Raw genomic sequence first — 23992 nt, 5'->3', positions numbered from 1 at the left:
ATTCTATATTATCATGTTTTCAGCAGAAAGTATCAGAATTCCAGAAAAATTAATAAAAATCGGCAGAATTTTTTCAGACAACGGATATAAGTCATACCTTGTGGGCGGAGCAGTCCGCGATATGCTCAGAGGAAATCCCTGCCATGACTATGACATAGCAACAGACGCCTCCCCCTCGCAGGTGATGGAAATATTCAGAAACGTCATTCCAACAGGAATCGCGCACGGCACAGTCACAATCCACATTTTCGGCATGGAGATTGAAACAACCACATTCAGGACAGAAACCAGCTACACAGACGGACGACATCCGGACAAGGTTGAGTACGCGGCAACGATTGAAGAGGATCTTTCGCGCAGGGATTTTACAATGAATGCAATCGCAGCTGAGCTTTCAACAGGAAAAATCACAGACCCGTTCGGCGGACAGGACGACATACAGAAAAATATAATAAGAACAGTGGGAAATCCGCTCGACAGATTTTCAGAGGACGGACTCAGACCGGTGCGGGCAATCAGATTTTCGGGGCAGCTTGGGTTCAGAATTGAAGAAAAAACATTCGCCGCTATCTCAGAAAAAGAAGTGCTGAAAAAAGTTGCAGGCATCTCGCCGGAAAGATTCAGGGACGAATTCTGCAAGATTCTTCAGACTGAAAAGCCAAGCGACAGCCTGAGGCTTCTTGAGCAGTGCGGCATACTTCAAATATTCATTCCGCAGTTTTCAGTGTGCAGGGGCTGTCTTCAGCAGGACGACAGGGGATTCCATGAATTTGATGTTGCAGACCACATTCTGAACACCTGCGACGGCGCGCCCAGGGAAAATCTCATTGTGCGGCTGGCGGCATTTTTCCACGACATAGGCAAGCCCGAATCAAGAACTGTTGAAATGATAAACGGAGCTGAAAGAATTCATTTTCACGGGCACGAGCAGATTTCAGCCGAAAAAGCAAAAGACTCTATGACCGCCCTGAAATTCTCAAACAGCGAAATCAAAACCGTGAGCCACCTTGTGAGGGAGCACATGTTCCACTATGAAAGCAGCTGGAGCGACTCTGCGGTGCGCCGTTTTATAATAAGGGCCGGCACTGAAAATCTTGAAAACCTCTTTCTGCTGCGACTTGCGGACATATACGGAATGCACGCGGTTCCGCTTCAGGAAAACAGCCCGTCATGGAATCTTCTTTCAGAGCTGAAAACCAGAATTCATAATCTGCTCGAGGAAAAATCCGCGCTGAGCATAAAAGACATGAAAGTAAACGGAACGCAGCTCATAGAAGCAGGCATTCCCGCCGGAAAAACAATGGGTAAAATTTTAAGGGAGCTTTTTGATACAATAACAGAATTCCCTGAAAAGAACGAAAAAGAAACTCTTATTTCGCTTGCAAAAAAAATATTCCGTGAAAAATACAGCTGCTAGCAGAGATTCCTATTCAATGCCAAGAGCCTCGCATGCAACCGCAGCCGCAGCCTGCTCCGCAGATTTTTTGTTTTTTCCAGAAGCCGGCCCATACACTGAATTCCCGAGCTTTACAGAAACATAGAAAACCCGGTCGTGGTCTGGGCCTGTTGTCTTCACAAGAGAATAGGACGGACAGAGGCTTGTCTTTTTCTGATAAAATTCCTGGAGCAAAGTCTTATAGTCCTTGCTTCCATGGTCATTCTGCACCTTGCGGATCTCAGGAATGATAATCTCAAGAACAAGCTTTTCAGCGCTCTCATACCCGGAGTCAATATACAGCGCGCCGATAACAGCTTCTACGGCATCTGCAAGAATAGCCTTCTTTTTTCTTCCTCCTGAAAGCTCCTCGCCTTTTCCCAGAACCAGATAGCGGTCTATGTGCATTTTTTCAACCGCAATCGGTGCCAGTGACTGCTCGCTGACAACATTCGATTTTATCTTGGCCAGATCGCCTTCCTTGTTCTGCGACATGTCATTGTACAGAAAAGCCGCTGTGGCAAGCCCCAGAACACTGTCGCCTAGAAATTCAAGGCGCTCATTATTGTAACGCTTATACGAAGAATTTTCATTTGAATACGATCTGTGATGAAAGGCCAAGTCCAGCAGGGAATAATCCTTGAAGTGAAGCTTCAAGTTGCGGCAGAACTCATCAAGCTCTTTGCGCCTTTCCTTTGTCAGGCTTTTTTCCGGATAGAAAAGATTCTTTAACATCATGCCTAAAGTCCAAATAAAAAAAGCACAGCCAACAGACTGTGCCTTATAAAACTGAAAATCAGAAACTACTGCTGCTGTGACTTAATATAGTCATAAGCATCTTTTACAGTTTCAAATTCATTAGCCTTGTCATCAGGAATAGAAACTCCCAATTCCTCTTCAATCGCATAAACAAGTTCATACGTATCAAGGCTGTCAGCTCCAAGATCACCACGGAAAGATGCATCCATTGTAACCTTTGACTCTTCAATTCCAAGCTTTTCTGCAGTAAGCTTCTGAATTTTTACAAACAATTCATCCATTTTAATCTCCTGATTTAGCCATTAACTTCTGGAGTAAGAACCTGGCGGCCCTTGTAAAAACCGCATTTTTTGCATACATGGTGCGGAAGAACTAAATTTCCGCAGTTTCCGCATGCAACAAGATTCGGAGTGTCAAGATGCATATTAACGCCACGTCTTCTCTTGGTTACAGCTTTTGAAGTTTTCGATCTAGGTACTGCCATAATATATAACCTCGCTATAATTTTTAGTCGTCTGTATAACGGTTTTGAATATTACTACAGATTTCTATTTCTTGTCAAGAATTATACTTGCATTATGAAATATTTGTCAATGAATTTCAGCACTTTTTTCTGACATTTTGACATTTTTTGTTATTTTAAGGGAAACTTCCCGCACTTGCACCAGCATAATTTAAAGCGCCTCAGCCCCAGAGGATTCCTTTGCACTGGAATCTCCCTCGAAAAATTTTCTTTTAAGCTCCATTTCAACAATCTTAGGAACCATAGTGCTTATATCTCCGCCAAAGCGCGCCGCTTCCTTTATGCTGCTTGATCTCACAAGAAAATATTTCTGGTCGGTAGGAATAAGAAGAGTCTCCACATCGGCATTCAAATGCTTGTTCATAAGGGAAAGGTCGAATTCATGTGAAAAATCCATGGCATTCCTCACTCCCCTGATCAATACATTCGCGCCGGATTTTCTGCAGTAATCAACAACAAGAGAATTCCATATATGCACAGAAACATTGCTGAATTTCTCTGTAAGCCGCTCAAGCAGATTCTGCCTCTCCTGGTCTGAAAAAAGACATTTTTTGTCTGGATTCACAGAAATAAGAACATCAACGCTGTCAAAAAGGCTGCTCGCCCGCTCTATTATATTCAGATGCCCGTAAGTCGGAGGATCAAAAGACCCCGGAAAAACCGCTGTAGTCATATTTTGGATTTTAGCAGATTTTAAATATTTTAACAAGAAACTGAATAAGCAAAAGAGAAAGCTAAAAAAAATAATTGCGATGCAACGATTCAAAGGACAGCATTTCTGGAATCAAGGCAAAACAGTGGATTTTCCCCGAGGGTAAAAAATACTTGCGGAACACACTCATGGCATGCTATAAAATTCTGCAAAAAGAAAATTTTAATAATTCCATCTGCCGGAGAAAAAAATGATTGCTGTTTTTGTAAACTGCGCGACTGTAATTTTCGGAAGCCTTATAGGAATTTTTTTTGCAAAGAAAATTTCAAAGAACCTGTCAGAAATCATACAGAACGCCGCAGGTGTTGTAACATGCATAATCGGAATACAGTCTGCCTTTCAATACAAAAGCATTGTTGTCCTCACACTCTCCTTGATTACAGGAGGTCTTTTAGGCGCATGGTGGGACTGGGACGGAAAAATCCTATCGTTGGGAAAAGTAATAGAAAATCTGCTGAATAAAAACAGCAAAAAAAACGGCGGAAAACTCAAAGAGCCTGCCTGCTCAGAATGGAATTTCGCATACGCATTTTTAAATTCATCTGTTTTATTCTGTGTCGGCGCAATGGCAATCCTCGGATCCTTCAAGGCAGGGCTTGAAAAGGACTATACAATTATTTTCACAAAATCCATTCTTGACGGATTCATGGCAATAACTTTTGCAGCCGCAATGGGACCGGGAACTATATTCTCGTGCCTTTCAATACTTGTTTACCAGGGAGCGCTGACACTGCTGGCCGCTGCGATTCAAAGCTTTATAGACGAAGCAATGCTTGCTGAAATCACGGCTGTCGGAGGAGCCTTAATCACAATGATAGGCATAAATCTCCTCGGCCTGAAGAAAATAAAAACCGCCAATTATCTTCCTGCGGTTCTGGTCTCTGTTTTATTTTCAGCATTAGGAAATTTCATTCCCCTGTAAAAAAACAAATGAATTTTTATCAGAATTATCCCCCTATGCCCCAAAAAAAGACTTTTTGAAAAAATAAAAAACTAAGACTGCATAAACTGCTTAAATGAAGAAATAAATTTGAAGCTGCCCCGAGAAAGAACATGAAGAGAGTTATGAGTCGTTTTGAATGGAATGTTTCGTCATTTTTTTCTTCAGCACCGCGGCTTACATGATTAGCCGCAATCTGGAGTTTTATGAAAATTGCTTCAGGCTTACGCTTAAATTAAAACTCGAATTTCAGGCTAATTAAGACATTATAACTCTCCGTTACTTTCCCCTGCAAAATAACGATTTTTTAAGCCGGATATAAAAACGCGGTTCTTTAAGTCATGCTATTACAACAACTTAACTCTCTCCGGAACTCCTAAAAAATCAATGAAAATGACTTTTTAAAGCTTTCCTTTAATTGACCAAAGGCGATAAACATATTACAATTTTTGTCATGGAAAAACTCTTTACAAAAACAAGTCTTATTTTTGCATTTGCATTCCTGTCCTGTGCCAGTGCGCCAGTAATCGAGCAAGTGCCTCCCGCAGAAGAACAGCCTCCTGTGGAAGCTCCGCTTGAAGAACCAGCCCCTGCACCTGTTCCTGTTCCAGAGCCGGCTCCAGTAGAGCAGCCAGCTGAGAAAACTGACGATGAATACGAAAGATCCACATCAGCGGTTTCGGTTTCAAAGGAAGTTTTCAATGAGGACAAGGCAAGGATTCTTGCTATAATAAGAGATCTTGACACCTATATGAAAAATGTCGATTACCGCGGATGGATTTCATGCCTTGACGAGGAAAGCTTCAATTATTGGTCAAAGCGCCAGAATCTTCAGAAAGCTTCCAATATGCTTCCTAAAAAAGGAATCAGGCTTAACACAATCGAGGATTACTTCAAATTTGTATTCATACCAGCAAGAGCCGGACATCAGGTTGATGAAATCAGGTATGAAACAAAAACACTTGTAAAAGCAGTTCAAGTCCAAGATGACATCGATGTTGTTTATTACAACTTTCATAAAACAAACGGTCAATGGAAACTTGTTCTTCCAAAGAATTTAGAATAAAACAGCCTTACATTTTTCTTGCTTTTTTAGAAAATATATTCTAAACTTGAAGATATCCATAAGGAGGAATAAATATGAAATTATCAAAGCTGGCTTCAGTTGCTTGTTGCATTTTTATCTGCCAGGCACTTTTCGCACAGGGTCAGAATGTAAAGAACAAAAATTCAAGAAGCGAAACTACAGTTGAGGAAGAGTATTTCAGCAGCGCAGAAGACATAATTATAGGAGAACTTGCAGCTTCAGAGGACTATGACAACAAGCTTGTAGCCCTACAGTATCTTGAAGAAGCTGTTGCAGCTGGAAGAACATCTCCAGATATGACAGCAGCACTTTCACGGCTCGCTGGTGAAGGTGTAAAAAGCCAAGCCAGAACAAACGGGCGCATTATGAACAACTTTCCAGACATCCGCGCAAAGGCCTGTGATATTCTCGGTGAAATTCCTTCTGAGGAATCAAAGAACATGCTTGTTTCAATCGCTGTGGAAGACAAGGAGCCGATGGTTGTTACAGCCGCTATCCGCTCACTTGGAAACATAGGCATGAATGACAATGACGAAGTTGTAAGCATGATTGATTTCGTTCACAAAAAATATGCGGCGTTGAACCCGACTAGCTCGCTTGCGCTTGAAGTTCTCAATGCCTATGAAAAGCTTGCTCCTACAGTGCAGGATAAAGGCGCAATGATCCAGTCAATTTCTTCGATTGGAACAAACTACAGATATGTAACACCTGTAAGAACAAAAGCCCTTCAGCTGATCAAGGCTCTTCAAAGCGGCAACACAAGCAGCAGCGAAAAAGAAGGTATGTAAGCACAAAAAAAGCACATATGAATTTATAAAATCCGTATGTGCTTACTTGATTTAAAAACAGATAATTAAAACAGGCAGTTTAGATATAATTCTAAAACTGAGAGATACGGGATTCGAACCCACAACCTTCGGCTCCGGAGGCCGACGCTCTATCCAGTTGAGCTAATCTCCCGAAAAACAAAGATACTTTATATTTTTGTTTTTAAAATGTCAACTGAAAAAAAGAAATTATGGATCCAATAATATTAGCATCATCTTCTCCAAGACGTCAGGAAATTTTGAGATTCCTGAATATTCCTTTTATAGTAAACCCAGCATGCATTGAAGAAAAAATTCCAGAGGATATTCCCCTTGAAAGCGCCGCGGAATTTCTTGCCGCAAGAAAAATCGATGCAGTTGCCAGAAAGCTTCCGACCGAAGATGAAATAGGCTGGATTCTTGCAGCCGATACAATAATCATCCACAAGGGACGGATTTTCGGAAAGCCCGAAGATCAGGATGAAGCGCGCAGATTTCTGAAATCCCTCCAGGGCACAACACACAAGGTTGCAACAGGCATTGCGCTTTTTAACGGAAGCGCACATTATATGTCCACACGGACAAGCATAAACAAAGTGACTTTCGCCCCTATGTCAAATGAAGAAATAGAAGCATACCTTGAAACAAGCGAATGGCACGGAGCCGCCGGAGCATACCGGATACAAGGGAAAGCATCCTGCTTTATAAAGAAAATAGAAGGCACTGAAAGTTCCGTCATGGGCTTGCCTATCTTTGAACTATATGATATGCTTAAAGAGCAGAATTATAAGTTTACAGTTTGATAAACAATTCTGCCGGACATTTTAAAAATGTTACGAAAATATCCGGGCTGGTTTTTTCCAGTCACGAGAAATAATGCCGGTGGAAAATTTTTCATTTTGAAAATTTTCCGGTGAAGGAGTTAATCATGGCAGTTGTAACCATGAAAAGTCTTCTTGAGTCTGGAGTTCATTTCGGACATCAAGTAAAGCGCTGGGATCCGCGCATGAAGAAGTACATCTTTGCTGAGCGCAATGGAATCCACATCATCGACCTGCAGAAAACAATCACTGCAATCAAAGACAGCTACGATGTTATCCGCAAAGTTGCATCGTCAAACAAATCAGTTCTTTTCGTAGGAACAAAAAAACAGGCACAGCAGGCAATAGCAAAAGAAGCAGAGCGCTGCGGAATGTATTATGTAAACAACCGCTGGCTTGGTGGAACACTTACAAACTTCACTACAATAAAAAAATCACTTCTTCGCCTGAAGAAAATTGAAAAAATGGAAGTTGACGGAACTTTCGACAAGCTTACAAAAAAAGAAGTCGCTTCATACCTCAAGGAAAAAGAAACACTTACAAAGAATTACGGTGGAATGAAGGATATGAAAGAGCTTCCTGGCGCTGTCTTTATCATTGACACACACAAGGAGCAGATTGCTGTTGCAGAAGCACGCCGCATGGGAATTCCTATTATCGCTATTGTAGATACAAACTGCAATCCAGAAGGAATCGACTACCCTATTCCAGGAAACGATGATGCAATCCGCGCAATCAGCCTGTTTACTTCAATTATTGCGAATGCTGTTATTGAAGCTGACAATGAGCAGGGGCTTAAAATCATCGATACTCTTGGTGACGAGGATGACATCACAACAGATGCCACAACCAAGAAAGAAGATGAAGAAATTGTTGATTATTCAAATTACACTCCTACAGAGCCAAAAGAAGAAGACACAGAAGCTGACAAAAGAGAAAGCGAGCTTTTGGACGAGGACAATTATACAAAATAATTATTACAGGGAATTTCAGTGCATCTGATTATTCCCTGATGGAGAAAAAAATGGCAGATATCACAGCCGCTATGGTAAAAGACCTGCGTGAAACAACAGGCGCAGGTATGATGGATTGCAAAAAGGCTCTTGTTGATACAAATGGAGATTTCGATGCAGCTGTAAAGCTTTTGAAGGAAAAGGGACTGGCTGCAGTCGCAAAACGCACAGAGCGCGCAACTTCAGAAGGACGTATTTTCATCCGTCAGAATGGAAACAAGGTTGCAGTAGCAGAGCTGGTTTGCGAGACAGACTTTGTTGCAAAAAATGAAGAATTTATTGCCTGCGGAGAAAAGATTCTTGACGAAATTTTTGCAAAGGGATACACAGAAGTAAACAAAGAGCTTTCAGATGTTCTTTTGGACTTTGCAACACGCACACGCGAAAATATGTCCCTTTCAAAAATTCAGATTATTGATGTTCCTGAAAATTCTGTTGCTGGAATTTATATTCACTCAGATTTCAAGACAGCTGCTGTTACAGTTATAAAGGGTTCAACAGACGACAAGGTTAAAGAATTCGCACGTGATTGCTGTATGCACCTTGCAGCATTTGTGCCTCCTTATAACAGACCTGAAGATGTTCCTGCTGAATACATCAATGAGCAGAAGGAAATCTTTGCAAAGCAGATGGAAGATGATCCAAAAATGGCTTCAAAACCGGATAATGTAAAAGCCGGAATTCTTGAGGGCAAAATTAAAAAGCATCTTGCAGAAATATGCTTTGTTGACCAGATGTTCGTAAAGGATGACAAAAAATCAGTAAAGGCAAAACTTGATGAAGTTGGAAAATCCGTAGGTTCAAGCCTCGAATTCAGCAGCATCACCCTTTTGCTTTTGGGAAAATAAAATTTTTGCGGCAAGAATATTCCATAATGGGAAGCCTTGCCGCATTGTTAACAGAAAATTTCTAAAAACTATAATTTTTAGAGTTTTCCTTGAAAATGTAAAATAAAACGGCAAGCTTTATGCTTGTTTATCGGAGAAACTATGGCAGCTGACAACGAAAGCCGGATGGAAAAAACAGTTAATTCACTGAAAGAAGAATATAAATCAATCAGAACAGGAAGAGCTAGCGCAGCAATTTTTGACAAGGTGCGCGTTGACTATTACGGAACCCCTACCCCGTTAAACCAGGTTGGAACAATTTCTATTCCAGAAGCACGTACTATTGTAATTTCTCCTTTTGACAAGTCAATTATGGGCGACATTGAAAAAGCCATCCAGAAAGCAGAGCTCGGTCTGAATCCAAACAATGACGGAAAAGTTATCCGCATTGCAATTCCTCCTCTTACCGCAGACAGAAGAAAGGAGCTTGTAAAGCAGGCAAAGTCAACTGCAGAAAACTACCGCACAACAATCAGAAATATCCGCCGCGACGGAAATGAAGATCTGAAAAAACAGCAGAAATCCGGAGAGCTTACAGAAGATCAGCTTAAGACAGAAACTGAAAAACTTCAGAAGCTCACTGATAAATATATAGAGGAAATCAACGCAGTTTACGAAGCAAAAGAAAAGGAAATAATGGAATAAATTCCATGGAATTATTTGATAAAAACGCATTGCCGGTTCATGTAGGAATAATTATGGACGGCAATGGTCGTTGGGCAAAAAAAAGAAATTTACTCAGAACAAACGGTCATACAGAAGGCTTGAAAAGAGCAAAGGAAATTGCAAAGGCAGCATCTGATATTGGTCTGAAATTTCTAACTTTTTATGTTTTTTCAACAGAAAACTGGAAAAGAACAGAGGAAGAAGTCGGTTTTCTGATGGGGCTTATTCATTCCTATCTTTTAAAAGAATTTGATTTTTGCAAATATAACAATGTAAGAGTCAGGATGCTTGGCGACAAAGAAAGACTTCCTGAAAATGTAAAAAAAGACATTTCCAAAATAGAAAAGGACACTGAAAACCTCACAGGGCTTACAATTTGCCTGGCAATAAATTACGGTGGACGCGATGAAATTGTCCGGGGTGTAAAAAAACTCATTGAAAGCGGAATTTCCGCCTCTGAGATAACAGAGGAATCTATTTCAAAAAGTTTTGATGTTCCAGAACTTCCTGACGTAGATTTGCTTATAAGAACCGGCGGTGAAAAAAGATTAAGCAATTTTCTTATGTGGCATTCAGCTTATGCCGAGCTTCTTTTTACCGACACACTTTGGCCAGATTATTTTAAGGAAGAATTTTTTAAGGACATCGGGGAGTTTCAAAAAAGAACTAGAAAATTTGGAGCAGTTCCCGTATGAGCAAAGTAATTTCCCGGCTTTTGGTTTTTTTCATTGGAATTCCTCTTGTAATATTGTTTATTGCAGTTCCTTTTTTTAATCATCTTTTGCTGCACATTTTAGTCTGTACAATTTCTGCGCTTGGAGCAAATGAGCTTTATACAATTTTTTCAACAAAATACAGTTTGCTGAATAGAAAATTTATAATTACATTAAGCGTTTTTATTCCATTTGTTGCCGCGCTTTATGCAATTCTGCCGTCATTTGGCGTAAATTTCTATAGCGGTCAGGAAATTATAACATTCACCTATGTCATTGCCATAATCGCTTTATTTTTACTGGAAATTTTAACAGCAAAGGACTTCGGAAATTCCAACATCAGAATTTCAGCTTCTATATTCATAATAACATACACAGGTTTTCTGCTCAGCTTTATTTCCCGGATGACAACATGGGCTCTTAATGGCAGAAACATAACTGTTCCTGTTGCATGTGTATTCATTATGATGGTCTTTATGTGCGACAGTATGGCTTGGTTTCTGGGAATTCTTTTTGGAAAAAGCAACCGCGGAATAGTAAAGGCGAGCCCAAATAAAAGCATAGTTGGATTTTTAGGCGGTTTTTTGGGCTCTGTGGCAGCAGGAATCGCCGGGTATTTTTTATGGCCGGAAATTTTCTGCGGTTCAATTTTCAAGATGGTTTTTACAGGTCTCTGCATTGCATTGTCAGCAATAGTAGGTGACTTGACAGAATCTGTATTCAAGCGTTCCTCTGATATAAAGGATTCGGGCACTATTGTTCCCGGCCGCGGAGGAATTCTTGATTCCATTGACTCAATAGTTATCTCATCGCCGGTTTTCTACCTTTTAGTTTCAATATTATTCGGACCTTTTAACTGATGAAAAAGAAAATTCTTGTTTTAGGCTGCACTGGCTCAATCGGGCGGCAGACTCTTGACATTATCCGCAAAATGGACAGCCGGTTTGAAGTGTGCGGACTTTCCGCCGGCAGCAATGAAGAAAAAGTCGCTGAATTGTGCAGTGAATTCAACTGTCCGGGAACAGTTTTTTCAAGGGACGGAATAGAAGGGCTTGAGGCTCTCATAAAAAATTCAGGGGCTGACATAGCGGTAAACGGAATAGCAGGCGCAGCAGGACTAAAGCCCTCTATTTTTGTATTGGAAAGCGGAATCGATTTAGCGCTTGCGAACAAAGAGACTGTTGTAATGGCATGGGTTCTTGTAAAGGAAACTGCAAAAAAACACAATGCAAATATAATTCCTGTGGACAGCGAACATTCTGCAATATTCAATCTGACAGAAAAAATCGGAATAGAAAATATAAGCGAGCTTATAATCACAGCAAGCGGCGGCCCTTTCAGGACTCTTTCAGATGACGAGCTTGAAAAAGTTTCCGTGGAAGATGCGCTAAAGCACCCTACTTGGTCTATGGGGCAAAAAATCACGATAGACAGCGCAACTCTTGCAAACAAGGGACTTGAAGTCATAGAAGCATGCAGGCTGTTTGATTTTCCGCCGGAACATGTGAGTGTTGTTGTGCATCCACAGAGCCTTATCCATTCACTGGTAAGAACAAAGGACGGAATACTTTATGCCCAGATTTCAAATCCCGATATGCGGCATCCCATTTTTGGCGCGCTGGCATGGCCTGAAAATTCGCAGAATTATCTTGAAAAATTTGACCTTTCCGCCTGCGGAGAAATGACATTTTCGCCTCCCCGCTTCAGTTCATTTCCGCTTTTAAAAACAGCCTTTGATTGCGCAAAAAAAGGAGCAAGCTATACAATAGCCTTCAACGCAGCAAACGAGGCAGCAGTCCAGGCATTTCTTGACAAAAAGTGCGGATTTATGGATATTTCCAGAATTGTAATCAGCACACTTTCTCTTGACTGGAGTTTTCAGGCGGCTTCGATTGACGAAATTCTTGAGGCTGACAGAAAGGCCCGGCTTGAGGCAGAGCGCCAGCTTTCAATGCTGCCAGGAGGAATTCATTGATATTTATCTGGGGAATTCTGGGACTGAGTTTCCTTGTTTTTTTTCATGAGCTAGGGCATTTTACAGCAGCCAGAATTTTTGGAGTGAAGGTTGAAGCTTTTTCAATAGGAATGGGGCCGATTCTGTTTCACCGGGAATGGAAAGGAACAGATTACAGGATTTCACTTATTCCGCTCGGCGGCTACTGCGCAATGAAAGGCGAAAAGGATTTTCAGGAGGCAATGGAAAAAAAACTCAAGGAAATTCCCGGCGAAAAGGATTCATTTTATGGAATATCGCCATTGAAAAGGCTTGCAATTTCTTTTGCAGGACCGTTTGCGAATTTTCTGTTTGCATTTCTGGCTTTTTTTTCAGTTGCGCTCATGGGCTACACATACTACAGCGCAGGAACTACAGTTATAATGGCGGACGAGCAATACCCCGGCATGGTATCTCAGGCTCATATCGCTGGAATGAAAACCGGCGATAAAATTCTAAGCCTGAATGGAAACACAGTAAATGACTTCAGCGAAATTGCAGCTTTTGTTTCCTGCCGCCCTGACGAAATCATACAGGTTGAAGCTGAGCGCGAAGGCGAAATACTTTTTTTCAATGTAAAAACTGACCTGGACAAGGAAACCGGCGCCGGGAAAATAGGAATTGTTTCAATGCCGGATTCTGTTGCCGTCCGGAGCTATCCAAGCCACAGTTTTTTCGGCGCATGCAGGGAAGGCTTTTCAAAATGCATTCAGATTATCGTGCTGACAGGAAAAAGCATAAAAATCATGTTCAAAGGCGTTGAGCTTACAAACGCGGTGTCAGGGCCTGCAAGAATAACATCGATTTTGGGCACAACAATAGCAAGCGGATTTTCAGCCGGATTCAAGGAAGGCATTGTTTCAACACTGGAATTTCTTGCGCTCATAAGCATATCACTGTTTATGACAAACATGCTTCCTGTTCCTGTTTTAGACGGCGGCCTCATTCTTTTTGCCTTTATTGAATTTGCCCTGCGCAAAAAAATGAATCCGAAATTCCTGTATTTTATCCAGGCCGCAGGAGTTTTTCTTATACTGCTGCTTTTTGCTTTTTCCATGGCAAGCGATATAATGTATTTCATAAAAAACAGAGGATTCCAATGAAACATCTTTTTATTATTTTTTTTCTCCTTGCTCCGCTTGGAATTTTTTCACAGACAATAGATTCCACGCAGTCCCATGAGGGAAAAGTAAATTTTTTATTTTCGCCTGACTCTTCGTTTTCCGCGCAGGAATCATTTTATTCCGCGGGAAATGACGGCTTCATTATAAAATGGACTTCAGATGGAATGGGAGAACATTACCAAGTTTCAGAGCTGCAAGTCCGGCTCGTGGCAAAAAATCCAGTGTCAGGCGACATCGCAGTATATGAAACAGACGGAATTTCAAATCACAGGCTGACTGTTCTGGACGAAAAAACATACACAAAAAAGTTTTCAAAAAAATTTGCAAATTCCATAGTTTCCATTTCATTTTCCTCCAGGGGAAAATATCTTTTTGCAGGAACCACAGCTGTCAACGGAACATTCATTTTGAATGCGACCACAGGAACTGTTATAAAGAAAGCAACAGATGTTTCAGGAATTGTGCCGCTCATTCTTACAGGCGACTCGGAAAAAACCGCAATAATGTACTCAAAGTCAGGCACGATATATTACTATGACTTGCTGAAAATGAAAGTGAAGGCTCAGTTTTCAGCTCCGGCTTCCCTGAATCAAACAGTTCTCTTCGGAACAGGAAATGTAAAGAACAGATTCATTGCCGGAGAAAAAAACAACAGCATATATGTGCTCGATGCAACTTCGGGAAAAACACTTGCCACCTACCAGGCCGGAAGCCCTATTCTTTTTGTGTACAAAAACAGCAACGAGGAAAAACAGGGGCTTTATTATATCGCAGACAGCGGAAAAAACTTCTCGCTGAATCTTATCCGGCAGCAGGATTTAAAAATCCAGCTCTCCGAAAAAACTCCGGCGCGCCCTCTCATTATAAAGAATTTCACAGGGCTAAAAAACAGAGATACCTTTACTTGCGCTGCAAAAAACTCGGGAACAGTTTTGATTGGAACACAAGCCGGAAATATCTATTCAATGACTGATATACCGGAATCTGAGCTGTATACAATTTCCTCGGTAACAGAAAATATGTACCAGAAGGTTTACGACATTGATTCTGACGGGCAGTTTTTTTATATCCTGACCAGGAATTCTCTGTATAAAACTTCCTATGACACAAAAGTCATGACAAGAATAACATCGAGCTTTTCGCAGACAAACATTTCAAAACACGCTGACGGGCTTGTGCTCTGGACAAAAAATGCAAGCCGGCAGGTTCAGCTTGTATCTGTTGACGGAAGCGAAAATTCCAGACAGCTTTTCACCCCGTCCGCGCAAATCAGAAATCTCCGAGTCTTTAAAGATAAAATAATCTATATACTTGGAACATCCATTGTTGGAATGTACGACATAGCCACCGGGGAAAATTCCACACTGTACACCGGAACTTCTGTGCAGGATGCCGTTATGCTCAGCAGCAGCCATGTCATAGTTGCAAAAACAGCCACAGGAAAGGGAGACTCCGCTATGGTCTCCGTGAATATTGAAACAAAAGAAACAGTTCCGTTGAAATTCACCGGCGATGTCGCTTTTTCCCTGAGCTGCGACAACAGCAATTCAAATGAAAACCAGACAATTTATGGAATTTCAATAAACTCTGAAAACGGATCTTCAAAAACCGAAGTTTTTTCATATAGCCCAAAATCGGGAATTAAAACTTCACTGTTCACGCTTCAGGCGGAAGATACAACTGCATTTGCGGAAATTTCATATCCATTTATTTTCACAAATATCGGTAAAAACCAAATACGCGCATACAGCATTCTGGCTAAAAAAACAACGACATTCCACCGCTCCGCCTCAATGCCGATGAAATCAGCGGGCACAAAAAGCAGGCTTGCAGTTCTGAATTACAATGGAAGCATTTCATGGTATGAGCCAAACTCGCAGAATCTTCTTGCAGACTGGTATCTTACAACCGACGGCGATTGGATAGAATTCTAGGAAGCTGCCATAGACTGTCCGCCTGCGCGGACAGCGTCAGTGAGGCATACCTCTGAAAACAGAAAACTTTCAGAGGCAGTTTTAAATTCTGATTTTTTTGTTCAGACCGGCGTAGAATTCCTTTCTAAGCTGCTTGACCTGCTCATCCTTCAGATAATCGTCAAAATTCATCATGCGGTCAATTATACCTTTTGGTGTAATTTCGACAATCCTGTTTGCGATGGTGGAAATAAATTCATGGTCATGGCTTGAAAAAAGCACAACGCCCGGAAATTTCACAAGCCCCTCGTTCAGGCTCTCTATAGACTCCAAGTCCAGATGATTTGTTGGGTCATCCAGAATAAGGACGTTTGCGCCGCTGAGCATCATTTTAGAAAGCATACACCGGACTTTTTCACCGCCGGAAAGAACCTTCACTTTTTTCAGACCGTCATCTCCGGAAAAAAGCATTCGCCCCAGAAATCCGCGCACATAAGCATCATCCTGCTCAGGTGAATACTGCTTAAGCCAATCTGTGATATTAAGCTCATTGTCAAAATATGAAGAATTGTCGCGCCGCATATAGCTGTGGCTCGTCGTCTGCCCCCAGGTATAAGTGCCGCTTTCCGGTGTGTTTTTGCCTGAAACAATATCAAAAAAAGATGTGATGGAATTATGCTCCATGCCGACAAAAGCAACTTTTTCACCGGGATGAATTGTAAGGCTGAAATTATCGAGCAGAACATTGCCTTCGTCGTCCTTTGAGCAAAGCTTTTCCGCAGTCAGAACAAAATTGCCGATTTCCCTTTCCGGCTGGAACCCTACATAAGGGAACTTTCTGCTTGTAACCGGAATATCCTCAAGCTCCATTTTTTCAAGCATCTTCTTGCGGCTCGAAGCCTGTCCAGCCTTTGAAACATTGCTTGCAAAACGCTGGATAAACTGCTTGAGATCAGCCATCTTGTCTTCCCGCTTTTTCTGCTGATCCTTCGCCTGCTTCTGGAGAATCTGGCTCATCTGATACCAGAAATCATAGTTTCCCGTGAACTGAGTGATTTTTCCGTAGTCGATATCGCATGTAAAAGTGCAGACAGCATTCAAAAAGTGCCTGTCATGGCTTACGACAATTACACAGTTTTCGAATTCAAGAAGAAATTCCTCCAGCCAGATAATCGACTCAAGATCAAGACCGTTTGTAGGCTCGTCAAGAATAAGATAGTCAGGATTTCCAAAAAGCGACTGGGCTAAAAGAACACGAACCTTTTGGCTTTCATCCAGCTCGCTCATCATTTTATCATGAAATTCCTCATCAAGCCCAAGCCCGGAAAGCATCTGCTCAATCTGATTTTCAGCCTCGTAGCCGCCAAGCTCCCCAAATTCAGCCTGCATTTCAGCAGCCTTCATTCCGTCCTCATCAGAAAAATCCTCCTTGGCATAAATGGCATCGATGTCCTTTTCAAGCTGATACAATTTCGGGTAGCCCATCTTGACCGTTTCCTTTACGGAATAGCTGTCAAACTTAAAATGGTCCTGGCTCAAAACAGACATTCGCTCGCCGGGAGTGACAGTAATCGTCCCTGTATCATGCTCAATTTCGCCGGAGAGAATTTTCAGGAAGGTTGATTTTCCTGCTCCGTTTGCTCCGATAATTCCGTAGCAGTTTCCCTTCATGAATTTTATGTTCACATCCTTGAACAAAGGCTTTTCACTGAATTTCAAGCTAACATCTGTTACTGTAATCAATTTTTTCTCCAAATATTTTTAGAGCCACCTTGAAAAACTGAAATTCCAAGGCTCTCTTAATTTTCAAACGGAATTTTTAGCTATTTTTTTCCAAAGAAAGCTCTTATCTTTGCAAAAACATTTTTCTTTTCAGATTTTCTGCGCTCAGAGGATTTTTCAGAATAAGCTTTGTTGCCATGCGGCTGCGCTCTGTTCTGGCGTGGAAGTTCTTCGCTGTATTTTCTGGATTTTTCCTTTTCTGAACGTGAATGTGTTTTTTTATAGCTGCCAGAAGATGCCAATGATGAATATTTTTCCCTGTAAAGCTTCATGCGCTCATCTGTGGACATTGAAGCAAGCTTTTCTTCATCAATATAAACACGCCTGTCACGCTTATATGCTTTTCCTGCCTCTTCATTGCGCCGTGAATAACGTCCGTTTCCTCTTGCGGGCTGCTTTTTTCCATGGGAAGAATTCCGCCTGCTGTACTCGCCTGCCCGCTTCCTTCCGAATTCACTTTTGTCATTATAATCTTCATGGAAAGAATCAAGCTTTATATAGATGCCTGCGCTCTTATCTTCCGCCAGAAGCGATTCATCCGCAACACAGCTCGGTATGGATTTTTCTATGTAGCGTTCAATAGGAGGAAGCGAATAAACATCCTGCTCACTGCAAAAAGTAAAGGCCTTTCCAGTCTTTCCGGCGCGCGCGGTTCGCCCTATCCGGTGCACATAATTTTCCGCTTCATTAGGAAGATCATAGTTTATAACCATTGCGAGATCATTCACATCAATTCCCCTGGCGGCAACATCCGTGGCAACAAGGCACTTTATTTTTCCTGCCTTGAATTTATCCATTATCGCAAGACGTTTTTTCTGTGGCAAATCGCCAATTATAAATTCACTTTCAATTTCATTGTGCCTGAGCCTTTTTGCGACAATCTCGCAGTTTTTCTTTGTATTGCAGAAAATAATCAGGCTTTCAGGTTTTTCACGCGAAATTATGCCGAGCAGAAGCCGCATTTTATCACTGCTTGAAACATGGAAAAGCTCCTGTGCAATTTCGTCCACTGTTATATGTTCCGCCGCGATTGTGATTTCCGCAGGATTTCTTGTATATTCCCAGGCAAGATTCTTTACATAGGAATTCAGTGTTGCGCTGAAAAGCATTGTCTGCCTCTGCCCGCTTGCCGGAAGAACCTTTATAAGAGTCCGCAAATCAGGATAAAATCCCATGTCAAACATCCTGTCAGCTTCGTCTATCACAAGGAAAGCCACATTGCTCAAATCCATCTGGTTTCCCTGGTTCAAGTCTATCACACGTCCCGGCGTTCCAATCATAATATCCACACCGTTTTTCAGGGAAGCAACCTGCTTGTCATATCCCACGCCGCCGTAAAAGCTTGCGCATTTCAATGATGTGAATTTTGAAAGCTTCTGGGCTTCCTCCTGAACCTGAACGGCAAGCTCTCTTGTTGGAACCATAATGAGCGCTTTTTTTTCAGCAGCATCGGCGCGAACCAAAAGTTCCTGTATAACGCTTATCAAATACGCAGCTGTTTTTCCTGTTCCCGTCTGGGACTGAACATATAAATCTCTTCCTTCAAGGGAAGAATTCAAAACCTGCTCCTGAACCGGAGTACAATCCACATACCCTGCGCCCTCAATACCACTTGCAAGGTTTTCGTGCAAAGAAAATTCACTAAATTTCATCTCAATAATCCTAAATTTTTACAGTTTAGAGCTGCCCCGAAAAAGTCATTTTTTTTAAGGCCTCTTTATTTATTCTGATTTATGTTTAAGAAAACGCGGATTACCTCTTTGCGATTATCTGCGCTTCCATTTTTTTGCATTTTTGAAATACCGCAAAACAGCAGAATCATGGCTATCATTGAATAATCCCATCGGATTATCCAGCGCGCCGCTTATATTTCTTTAGTATACAAGTTTTTTCAGATAGTATCAATAATTGAACCAACAGCCGCCGCAAGTTCCATTCAATGCAGATGAAACTCTTTTTCATTCGGAAAAGTTCTGCATCATAAAAACGACAAAAACAATCTTGCCCTTCCGAAGCGAAATTCTTAATTATTTCTAAAAAAAAATTATTAAAAGGGATTGACATTTTTTTTTAGAAAATATATATTCTTAATCACGGTAACCAAAGTGAAGAGGTAATACCCGTTCCCATCCCGAACACGGAAGTCAAGCTCTTCTACGCCGATGATACTGCTAACGCGGGAAAGTAGGAAGTTGCCGTATTTTTATTTTAAATAAAATTTGTTTTTTATAACGAATTACAAATCCAGATTATCTTATTCAATAACATATCAAAATTTCTTTTAGGTAGATTGTAATATCAAGTTGAAACAAGATATTTAAGCGGCATTTCCATTGTGAAGCGCGGCTTTGTCTTGGAATCTGCTTGCTTTTATATCTTTTTCTCAATTTTGAACAAGAAGACACCCTCTTTCAGGCAGATTCAGGTTGTTTTCTTGTTTTTTTTTGCCCATCTCATTCAGCGGGAATTTCTCGGGTTCAAACCCCGGAGTTGGGCTTAGGCTTTTGCCTAGAAAATCTTCTCTTTCGGAAGGACAGCTAATAAACTTTTGGGCGGGCAGAAAACAGCTGGACTTCCGGAAGAATTTCAACGGAAGGAAATAATATGGTAATCACGTACTCAAGCATGAAAGGCGGCGTCGGAAAAACGACAGACTCAATTCTGACAGCGACAAACCTGGCCGCAAGGGGCTTCAAGGTTCTTTACTTCGACCTCGACCCGAACAACTCAGGCACAATGTACTTTACATCAGGGATTGAGAACATCGCAGAAACAATTGAAAGCTGCAATGTCTTCGAGGCTCTAAGCCACAACAATGTAAAGAACTATGCGATAAAATCCCGGCTTGAAAACATCGACATAATTCCGAGCCACCTGAATATATACAAGCTGAGAGGAATCGGCTACAACGAGCTTCAGAAAACTCTCCGCGAGAACGGATATGACTATGTTGTGATTGACACAGCTCCGACTTATGACAACATCGTCATCAACGCCCTTATCGCCGCGGACATAATTCTTACGCCGCTTGAATTCACATCCTTCAACCTGACGACAACAAAATTCCTCCAGAGGCAAATTTATGACGACTGTCCGCAGCAGGCTGGGAAATGGTACCTGCTGTATTCCCACTGGCAGGAAAAGCTTGCAAGCTTCGCAACCTCAACTCAGTCGCAGTTTGTTCAAGTCTTTGAAAGCGAGTTTCAAAATATTCTTGATGTCCATATTCCGCAGACATCCGCCGCGGACAAATATGTGCAGACTGATGAAAAAATCAGCACAACAAGCAAGCTTGTCGGCGCAAGACGGCTCGCAACCGAAATAAACAAGCTCGTGAGCATGCTTGCTGAAAACAGCAATGAGGTGGATAAATTCTGACCGACACGTGTCGGTTCTTCGTTACAGAGAGGCAGGATAAAAATATGGCAAAAAAGCTCAACATAATAACCGCAGGCGGAAACCTTCCATTCGCAAACAACGGACTAAAGCTTTCCGAAAACATTCTGATTGAGAAAATCGAGGAGCATGAAAAGTTCAAGAGCCTTTTCTCCATAGACAAGACATTGCTTGACCGGATTGCGGCAGACATGGCAAAGAACAGCTTCGACTCAAGCCAGCCGGTGCATATATGGGTTACAAGGGATGAAAACGGAACGGAGCATAATTATCTGATAGACGGCTACACAAGGGTCGCAGCATCCAGAATGGCAGGAATAAAAATGGTTCCTTACTTCAAGCACACTTTTGAAAGTTTCGAGGAGGCGCACCGCTACGCTCTTCATCTTCAGACCGACAGAAGAAACCTTAACGGAATCGATCTCCTGAAAAACATACAGGAGCTTATGGGAAGCGAATATATCCAGAGCCTTGAGGGAAACAAGAACGAGGCAGTTGGAAAAGAGCTTGGGCTGTCGGAAAAAACAGTAGAGCGCGCAAACAAAGTGAACAGCCGGGCTAGCGACGAGCAAATCGAGAGAATTGAAAAAGGAGAGGCCTCCCCGAACCAGATTTACAATGAGATTATCAATCAAGAAACCGTTGACGAAGAGGCGACCGATGAGCAGCGAGAAAGGATTGAATCAGGCGAGGCAACGGTAAAGGACATCTGCAAGGAAATCAAGGCTGAGAAGAAATCCCGAAAAGCGTCTAAGAAGAAACCTTCCGATGATGATATTTCCGAATCCCTCTCCACGAACGAGGGTACTCCTGCAGGACTGAACTTCAACCATTCAGACGGAATAGAGCGACCGTCATACAGGCTTTCCCCGGAAGAAGATTCCGAGAGGACAAAGGAACGAAAAGCGGCTTACGAAGCCGGACTGAAAAAAGGCAGCGCCCTTGCTTACGAAATCTATGACTTCATTCTTTCAGAAATTGAGAGCGGAAAATCTGCAGAGGAAATCCGTAATGACATACATTTTGACGATTTCTCTGTGGCAAGAATTTACAGGGCTTTCAATCTGGATGATGGGCAGAAACAGGAAAAAGAACATTCTGATTCAGAAAATGATGAGTCGGATATTTCTGATTTTGATGATGCCTTTGGAGAGGAGAACAAATGATTAAAGCTTTCAATTCAATAAAAGAAATTCTTCTAGTATTTTATCAAGTTCTGTTTGTAGAGGCAAAAGAAAGATACGAGGTTACAGAATTTTATCTGGAAAACAGTTGCCAGAGCGATAAGACAAGCGAGGTTAATAAAAAATGACCGCAGGGCAGTTTGCAGATATTGTCGCCGAGATGAGGGCGGCGCAGAAATGTTATTTCCGTACTCGCTCACAGAAATCTCTTGAAAAGTCAAAGGAGCTTGAGAAAAACGTTGACGACATCATCGCCAAAAGAGAGGCAATGCAAAAAGAAAAACAGCTTATCCTGTTTGAGGAGGCAAAAAAATGATTCTTGAAACAATCGAGCTGCTTATTGCAATCATAATTACAGTTCGGTCGGATTATACATAAGGACCTCATTTCTGAGATAATCAAGTTTATAAAAAGCAGGAGTCGGTAAATGCCTCAGATTATCATAAACAATAACGGATTAGACTTGGAGGAAATCGAGAGAATGCAGAATGAAAAAGATGAAAGTCAAAGACAAGATGAATCAGGAAACTAGCAAATGACAAACGAAAAAATAAAAGAGGTTCTTCTTTCCCTTGAAAAAGCAGACATAGACTTCTCGGTTACACAGACAGGAAAAGCTTCTAAAAAAGTGAATGGGCTGTACAGACCTGCTACGTTTGAAATTTTTCTTCACAACAAGAATTTCACCACAGAAAATGAGCTTATATACACGGCAATCCACGAATATACACATCACCTTATAAACTGTAAGCAAAAAAAGCTCGGTATTGAAGTGAAGAATGGTGGTAAAAGCCACACAACGGAATTCTGGGCAAAATTCGATGACCTTCTGGAAAAAGCTGTTGAAGCAAAAATCTATACGAGAGAACGCTCCAAGGATTTGTCTGTTTTAATTGAAGAAGCAAAGGAAATTGACCGTGAAATCGTAAACCTAAAAAAGAAGCTCGGAAAGATTCTTTCAGAAATACATGAGAAATCCCAGGAAGAAAGCATCAGATTTGAGGACATTCTTTCGCACGACCTGAACATATCCAAGAATACGGCAGAAAAATGCCTTAAAACCAAAAACATCGAAGAAAACTTCGGTCAAGATGAGATGGAAACTGTTCTCAAAGTAAAGAATTCACATACTCGGCAAAACATAATAAATGGACTGAAAAAAGGTAAAACAATAAACCAGGCTTCTGTTTCCATAAAGTAAGACAGAAGCTCATCACCGTATGAAAAGCTCACAAAAGAAAAAGCACGGCTGGAAAAAACAATTCAACTGCTTAAAGAGCGGCTGGAAATAGTTTCAGAAAAACTGAGCGTAATGTAGGAGAGCAAAGAATGAAAGAAATAAAAAGACTTCCTGATAAAACAACAAAAAGAGCCGTAATTTTTATCGCCACAAAATCTGCTCTTACAGTTCTTTTTATTATTCTCAATATCTCACTTATAGCTACAAAAGGAGATAATCTATTGCAGTACAAATAATTGATCTAACATTCTTGTTTTTTCTAATTTCAATGTCATTTTTCTCATGCGGTTCAGTGCCAGTGAAATATGGAAAATACGACAACGTCAAAACAGTCAAAGCAACGGACTGGGACAGCAGATATATCATAAAAACTGATTCGGAAGAATACATAGTATGGAATGTCAGAAACTGCCTGTACAAAAGCCATGACTATCTAAAAAGAAATACTGTCTCTTTCAGGAAAGAAAATACAGAGATAACCATTGTGCAGGTTGATGAGCCTACAGACATGAGAAGCGTTAAATATGTAAGCAGCACAGCAACAAGAATAACAATCTATTCGACAATTCTTGATGTTAAAGAGATTTCAAGCAAGGAGAATTCAGAATGACAGAAATTGAAAGAAATCTTTACGGCAAATGCAGAACCGCCTTTGAAACCTCATGCGGAGCGGAATTCCGTCTTTATTCAGATGAAAAATTTTCTGCGGAAGCAATGAAAATTCTCAAATCAAAAGACTTTTCTTTTTCACTGGAAGAATCAGATGAGAACCAGCAATCCTGTTTTTCAGCAGTTCTTTCCCCAAAAGAAACCTATGCCTGTCTCTGTTTCATAGCAAAAATACGGCACGAGGAAAAAACAGAGCAGTCGTTAAAGAAAGTCATTGAAAGTCTTGTAAAGAATGCAGAAGTAGAAAGTGAGCGGCCATGAACTACATATCGACACTCCCATAAAAAGTCAACGAACAAGGTGACTTTCTAAGCTATTTATTTGTAGCA

Annotated in this window: 27 protein-coding genes, 1 tRNA gene and 1 rRNA gene; 22 read left to right on the top strand and 7 right to left on the bottom strand. The window is 41.3% G+C overall.

The window, feature by feature from the left end; translation table 11 throughout:
• Positions 1-13: 13 nt before the first annotated feature.
• Positions 14-1417 (top strand): CCA tRNA nucleotidyltransferase, encoded by a 1404-nt coding sequence (locus tag ACI4L0_RS01190; protein ID WP_439798347.1) that lies wholly within the window; start codon positions 14-16, stop codon positions 1415-1417.
• 9 nt (positions 1418-1426) lie between these two features.
• On the opposite strand, the gene rnc is transcribed toward ACI4L0_RS01190, so the two are convergent.
• From rnc to coaD, 4 genes are all read right to left on the bottom strand, one after another.
• The gene (rnc, locus tag ACI4L0_RS01185) at positions 1427-2173 is read right to left on the bottom strand and encodes a ribonuclease III (protein ID WP_439798346.1); all 747 of its coding nucleotides are present in this window, start codon (positions 2171-2173) and stop codon (positions 1427-1429) included.
• Between the two features lie 65 nt (positions 2174-2238).
• Positions 2239-2475 carry an acyl carrier protein gene (gene acpP, locus ACI4L0_RS01180; protein ID WP_439798345.1) on the bottom strand — a complete coding sequence of 79 codons (237 nt, stop codon included), beginning with the start codon at positions 2473-2475 and terminating at the stop codon, positions 2239-2241.
• A gap of 14 nt (positions 2476-2489) precedes the next feature.
• Positions 2490-2678 (bottom strand): 50S ribosomal protein L32, encoded by a 189-nt coding sequence (rpmF, locus tag ACI4L0_RS01175; RefSeq protein ID WP_013701408.1) that lies wholly within the window; start codon positions 2676-2678, stop codon positions 2490-2492.
• A gap of 190 nt (positions 2679-2868) precedes the next feature.
• Complete coding sequence (gene coaD, locus ACI4L0_RS01170) at positions 2869-3390, bottom strand: pantetheine-phosphate adenylyltransferase (protein ID WP_439798343.1); 522 nt, start codon at positions 3388-3390, stop codon at positions 2869-2871.
• A 229-nt stretch (positions 3391-3619) separates the two neighbouring features.
• Here coaD and ACI4L0_RS01165 point away from each other — a divergent pair, with 229 nt between their 5' ends.
• From ACI4L0_RS01165 to ACI4L0_RS01155, 3 genes are all read left to right on the top strand, one after another.
• Positions 3620-4351: a DUF554 domain-containing protein gene (locus ACI4L0_RS01165; RefSeq protein ID WP_439798342.1), complete on the top strand. Its 732-nt coding sequence runs from the start codon at positions 3620-3622 to the stop codon at positions 4349-4351.
• Between the two features lie 472 nt (positions 4352-4823).
• Positions 4824-5435, top strand: a complete 612-nt coding sequence (locus ACI4L0_RS01160) for a hypothetical protein (RefSeq protein WP_439798341.1) — start codon at positions 4824-4826, stop codon at positions 5433-5435.
• A 74-nt stretch (positions 5436-5509) separates the two neighbouring features.
• Entirely contained in the window at positions 5510-6244 is a 735-nt protein-coding gene (locus tag ACI4L0_RS01155; RefSeq protein ID WP_439798340.1) for a HEAT repeat domain-containing protein, read from the top strand.
• Between the two features lie 98 nt (positions 6245-6342).
• Here ACI4L0_RS01155 and ACI4L0_RS01150 read toward each other — a convergent pair.
• A tRNA-Arg gene (locus ACI4L0_RS01150) sits at positions 6343-6416 on the bottom strand.
• A gap of 58 nt (positions 6417-6474) precedes the next feature.
• Here ACI4L0_RS01150 and ACI4L0_RS01145 point away from each other — a divergent pair.
• The 9 genes from ACI4L0_RS01145 (at position 6475) to ACI4L0_RS01105 (ending at position 15413) form a co-directional block, all read left to right on the top strand.
• Positions 6475-7065 (top strand): Maf family protein, encoded by a 591-nt coding sequence (locus ACI4L0_RS01145; RefSeq protein ID WP_439798339.1) that lies wholly within the window; start codon positions 6475-6477, stop codon positions 7063-7065.
• Between the two features lie 125 nt (positions 7066-7190).
• Complete coding sequence (gene rpsB / locus ACI4L0_RS01140; protein ID WP_439798338.1) at positions 7191-8057, top strand: 30S ribosomal protein S2; 867 nt, start codon at positions 7191-7193, stop codon at positions 8055-8057.
• Between the two features lie 50 nt (positions 8058-8107).
• Positions 8108-8944: a translation elongation factor Ts gene (tsf, locus tag ACI4L0_RS01135; RefSeq protein WP_439798337.1), complete on the top strand. Its 837-nt coding sequence runs from the start codon at positions 8108-8110 to the stop codon at positions 8942-8944.
• Between the two features lie 141 nt (positions 8945-9085).
• Entirely contained in the window at positions 9086-9628 is a 543-nt protein-coding gene (gene frr / locus ACI4L0_RS01130) for a ribosome recycling factor (protein WP_439798336.1), read from the top strand.
• 5 nt (positions 9629-9633) lie between these two features.
• Positions 9634-10344 (top strand): polyprenyl diphosphate synthase, encoded by a 711-nt coding sequence (uppS, locus tag ACI4L0_RS01125; RefSeq protein ID WP_439798335.1) that lies wholly within the window; start codon positions 9634-9636, stop codon positions 10342-10344.
• Entirely contained in the window at positions 10341-11222 is an 882-nt protein-coding gene (locus ACI4L0_RS01120; RefSeq protein ID WP_439798334.1) for a phosphatidate cytidylyltransferase, read from the top strand. The genes uppS and ACI4L0_RS01120 overlap by 4 nt, the downstream gene beginning before the upstream one ends.
• Positions 11222-12337 (top strand): 1-deoxy-D-xylulose-5-phosphate reductoisomerase, encoded by a 1116-nt coding sequence (dxr, locus tag ACI4L0_RS01115; RefSeq protein WP_439798333.1) that lies wholly within the window; start codon positions 11222-11224, stop codon positions 12335-12337. The genes ACI4L0_RS01120 and dxr overlap by 1 nt, the downstream gene beginning before the upstream one ends.
• Positions 12334-13458 (top strand): M50 family metallopeptidase, encoded by a 1125-nt coding sequence (locus tag ACI4L0_RS01110; protein ID WP_439798332.1) that lies wholly within the window; start codon positions 12334-12336, stop codon positions 13456-13458. Before dxr ends, ACI4L0_RS01110 begins: the two co-directional genes overlap by 4 nt.
• Complete coding sequence (locus ACI4L0_RS01105) at positions 13455-15413, top strand: hypothetical protein (protein ID WP_439798331.1); 1959 nt, start codon at positions 13455-13457, stop codon at positions 15411-15413. The genes ACI4L0_RS01110 and ACI4L0_RS01105 overlap by 4 nt, the downstream gene beginning before the upstream one ends.
• 81 nt (positions 15414-15494) lie before the next feature.
• Here ACI4L0_RS01105 and ACI4L0_RS01100 read toward each other — a convergent pair whose 3' ends face one another.
• Positions 15495-17135, bottom strand: coding sequence for an ABC-F family ATP-binding cassette domain-containing protein (locus ACI4L0_RS01100; RefSeq protein ID WP_439798330.1), 1641 nt, complete (start codon positions 17133-17135; stop codon positions 15495-15497).
• Positions 17136-17215: 80 nt separating this feature from the next.
• Positions 17216-18826: a DEAD/DEAH box helicase gene (locus tag ACI4L0_RS01095; RefSeq protein ID WP_439798329.1), complete on the bottom strand. Its 1611-nt coding sequence runs from the start codon at positions 18824-18826 to the stop codon at positions 17216-17218.
• A gap of 440 nt (positions 18827-19266) precedes the next feature.
• On the opposite strand from ACI4L0_RS01095, the gene rrf reads away from it, so the two are divergent.
• The 9 genes from rrf to ACI4L0_RS01050 all read left to right on the top strand — a co-directional run bounded on the left by rrf (position 19267) and on the right by ACI4L0_RS01050 (position 23924).
• Positions 19267-19375 (top strand): 5S ribosomal RNA (gene rrf, locus ACI4L0_RS01090).
• Positions 19376-19778: 403 nt separating this feature from the next.
• On the top strand, positions 19779-20552 hold the full coding sequence (locus ACI4L0_RS01085; RefSeq protein WP_439798328.1) for a ParA family protein: 774 nt from the start codon (positions 19779-19781) through the stop codon (positions 20550-20552).
• A gap of 44 nt (positions 20553-20596) precedes the next feature.
• Positions 20597-21736, top strand: coding sequence for a hypothetical protein (locus tag ACI4L0_RS01080; RefSeq protein ID WP_439798327.1), 1140 nt, complete (start codon positions 20597-20599; stop codon positions 21734-21736).
• A complete protein-coding gene (locus tag ACI4L0_RS01075; protein WP_439798326.1) occupies positions 21733-21882 on the top strand; it encodes a hypothetical protein in 150 nt (49 codons plus the stop codon). Before ACI4L0_RS01080 ends, ACI4L0_RS01075 begins: the two co-directional genes overlap by 4 nt.
• Positions 21879-22070: a hypothetical protein gene (locus ACI4L0_RS01070; protein WP_439798325.1), complete on the top strand. Its 192-nt coding sequence runs from the start codon at positions 21879-21881 to the stop codon at positions 22068-22070. Before ACI4L0_RS01075 ends, ACI4L0_RS01070 begins: the two co-directional genes overlap by 4 nt.
• Positions 22071-22289: 219 nt before the next feature.
• Complete coding sequence (locus ACI4L0_RS01065; RefSeq protein WP_439798324.1) at positions 22290-22955, top strand: hypothetical protein; 666 nt, start codon at positions 22290-22292, stop codon at positions 22953-22955.
• A gap of 128 nt (positions 22956-23083) precedes the next feature.
• Positions 23084-23230 carry a hypothetical protein gene (locus tag ACI4L0_RS01060; RefSeq protein WP_439798323.1) on the top strand — a complete coding sequence of 49 codons (147 nt, stop codon included), beginning with the start codon at positions 23084-23086 and terminating at the stop codon, positions 23228-23230.
• A 32-nt stretch (positions 23231-23262) separates the two neighbouring features.
• Complete coding sequence (locus ACI4L0_RS01055) at positions 23263-23604, top strand: hypothetical protein (RefSeq protein WP_439798322.1); 342 nt, start codon at positions 23263-23265, stop codon at positions 23602-23604.
• Positions 23601-23924 carry a hypothetical protein gene (locus ACI4L0_RS01050; protein WP_439798321.1) on the top strand — a complete coding sequence of 108 codons (324 nt, stop codon included), beginning with the start codon at positions 23601-23603 and terminating at the stop codon, positions 23922-23924. The genes ACI4L0_RS01055 and ACI4L0_RS01050 overlap by 4 nt, the downstream gene beginning before the upstream one ends.
• The last annotated feature ends 68 nt before the right edge of the window (positions 23925-23992 follow it).

The organism is Treponema sp. (assembly GCF_051883275.1).
In the GTDB taxonomy this organism is placed as follows: Bacteria; Spirochaetota; Spirochaetia; order Treponematales; family Treponemataceae; genus Treponema_D.
This window is presented reverse-complemented; position numbering and strand designations above follow the sequence as displayed.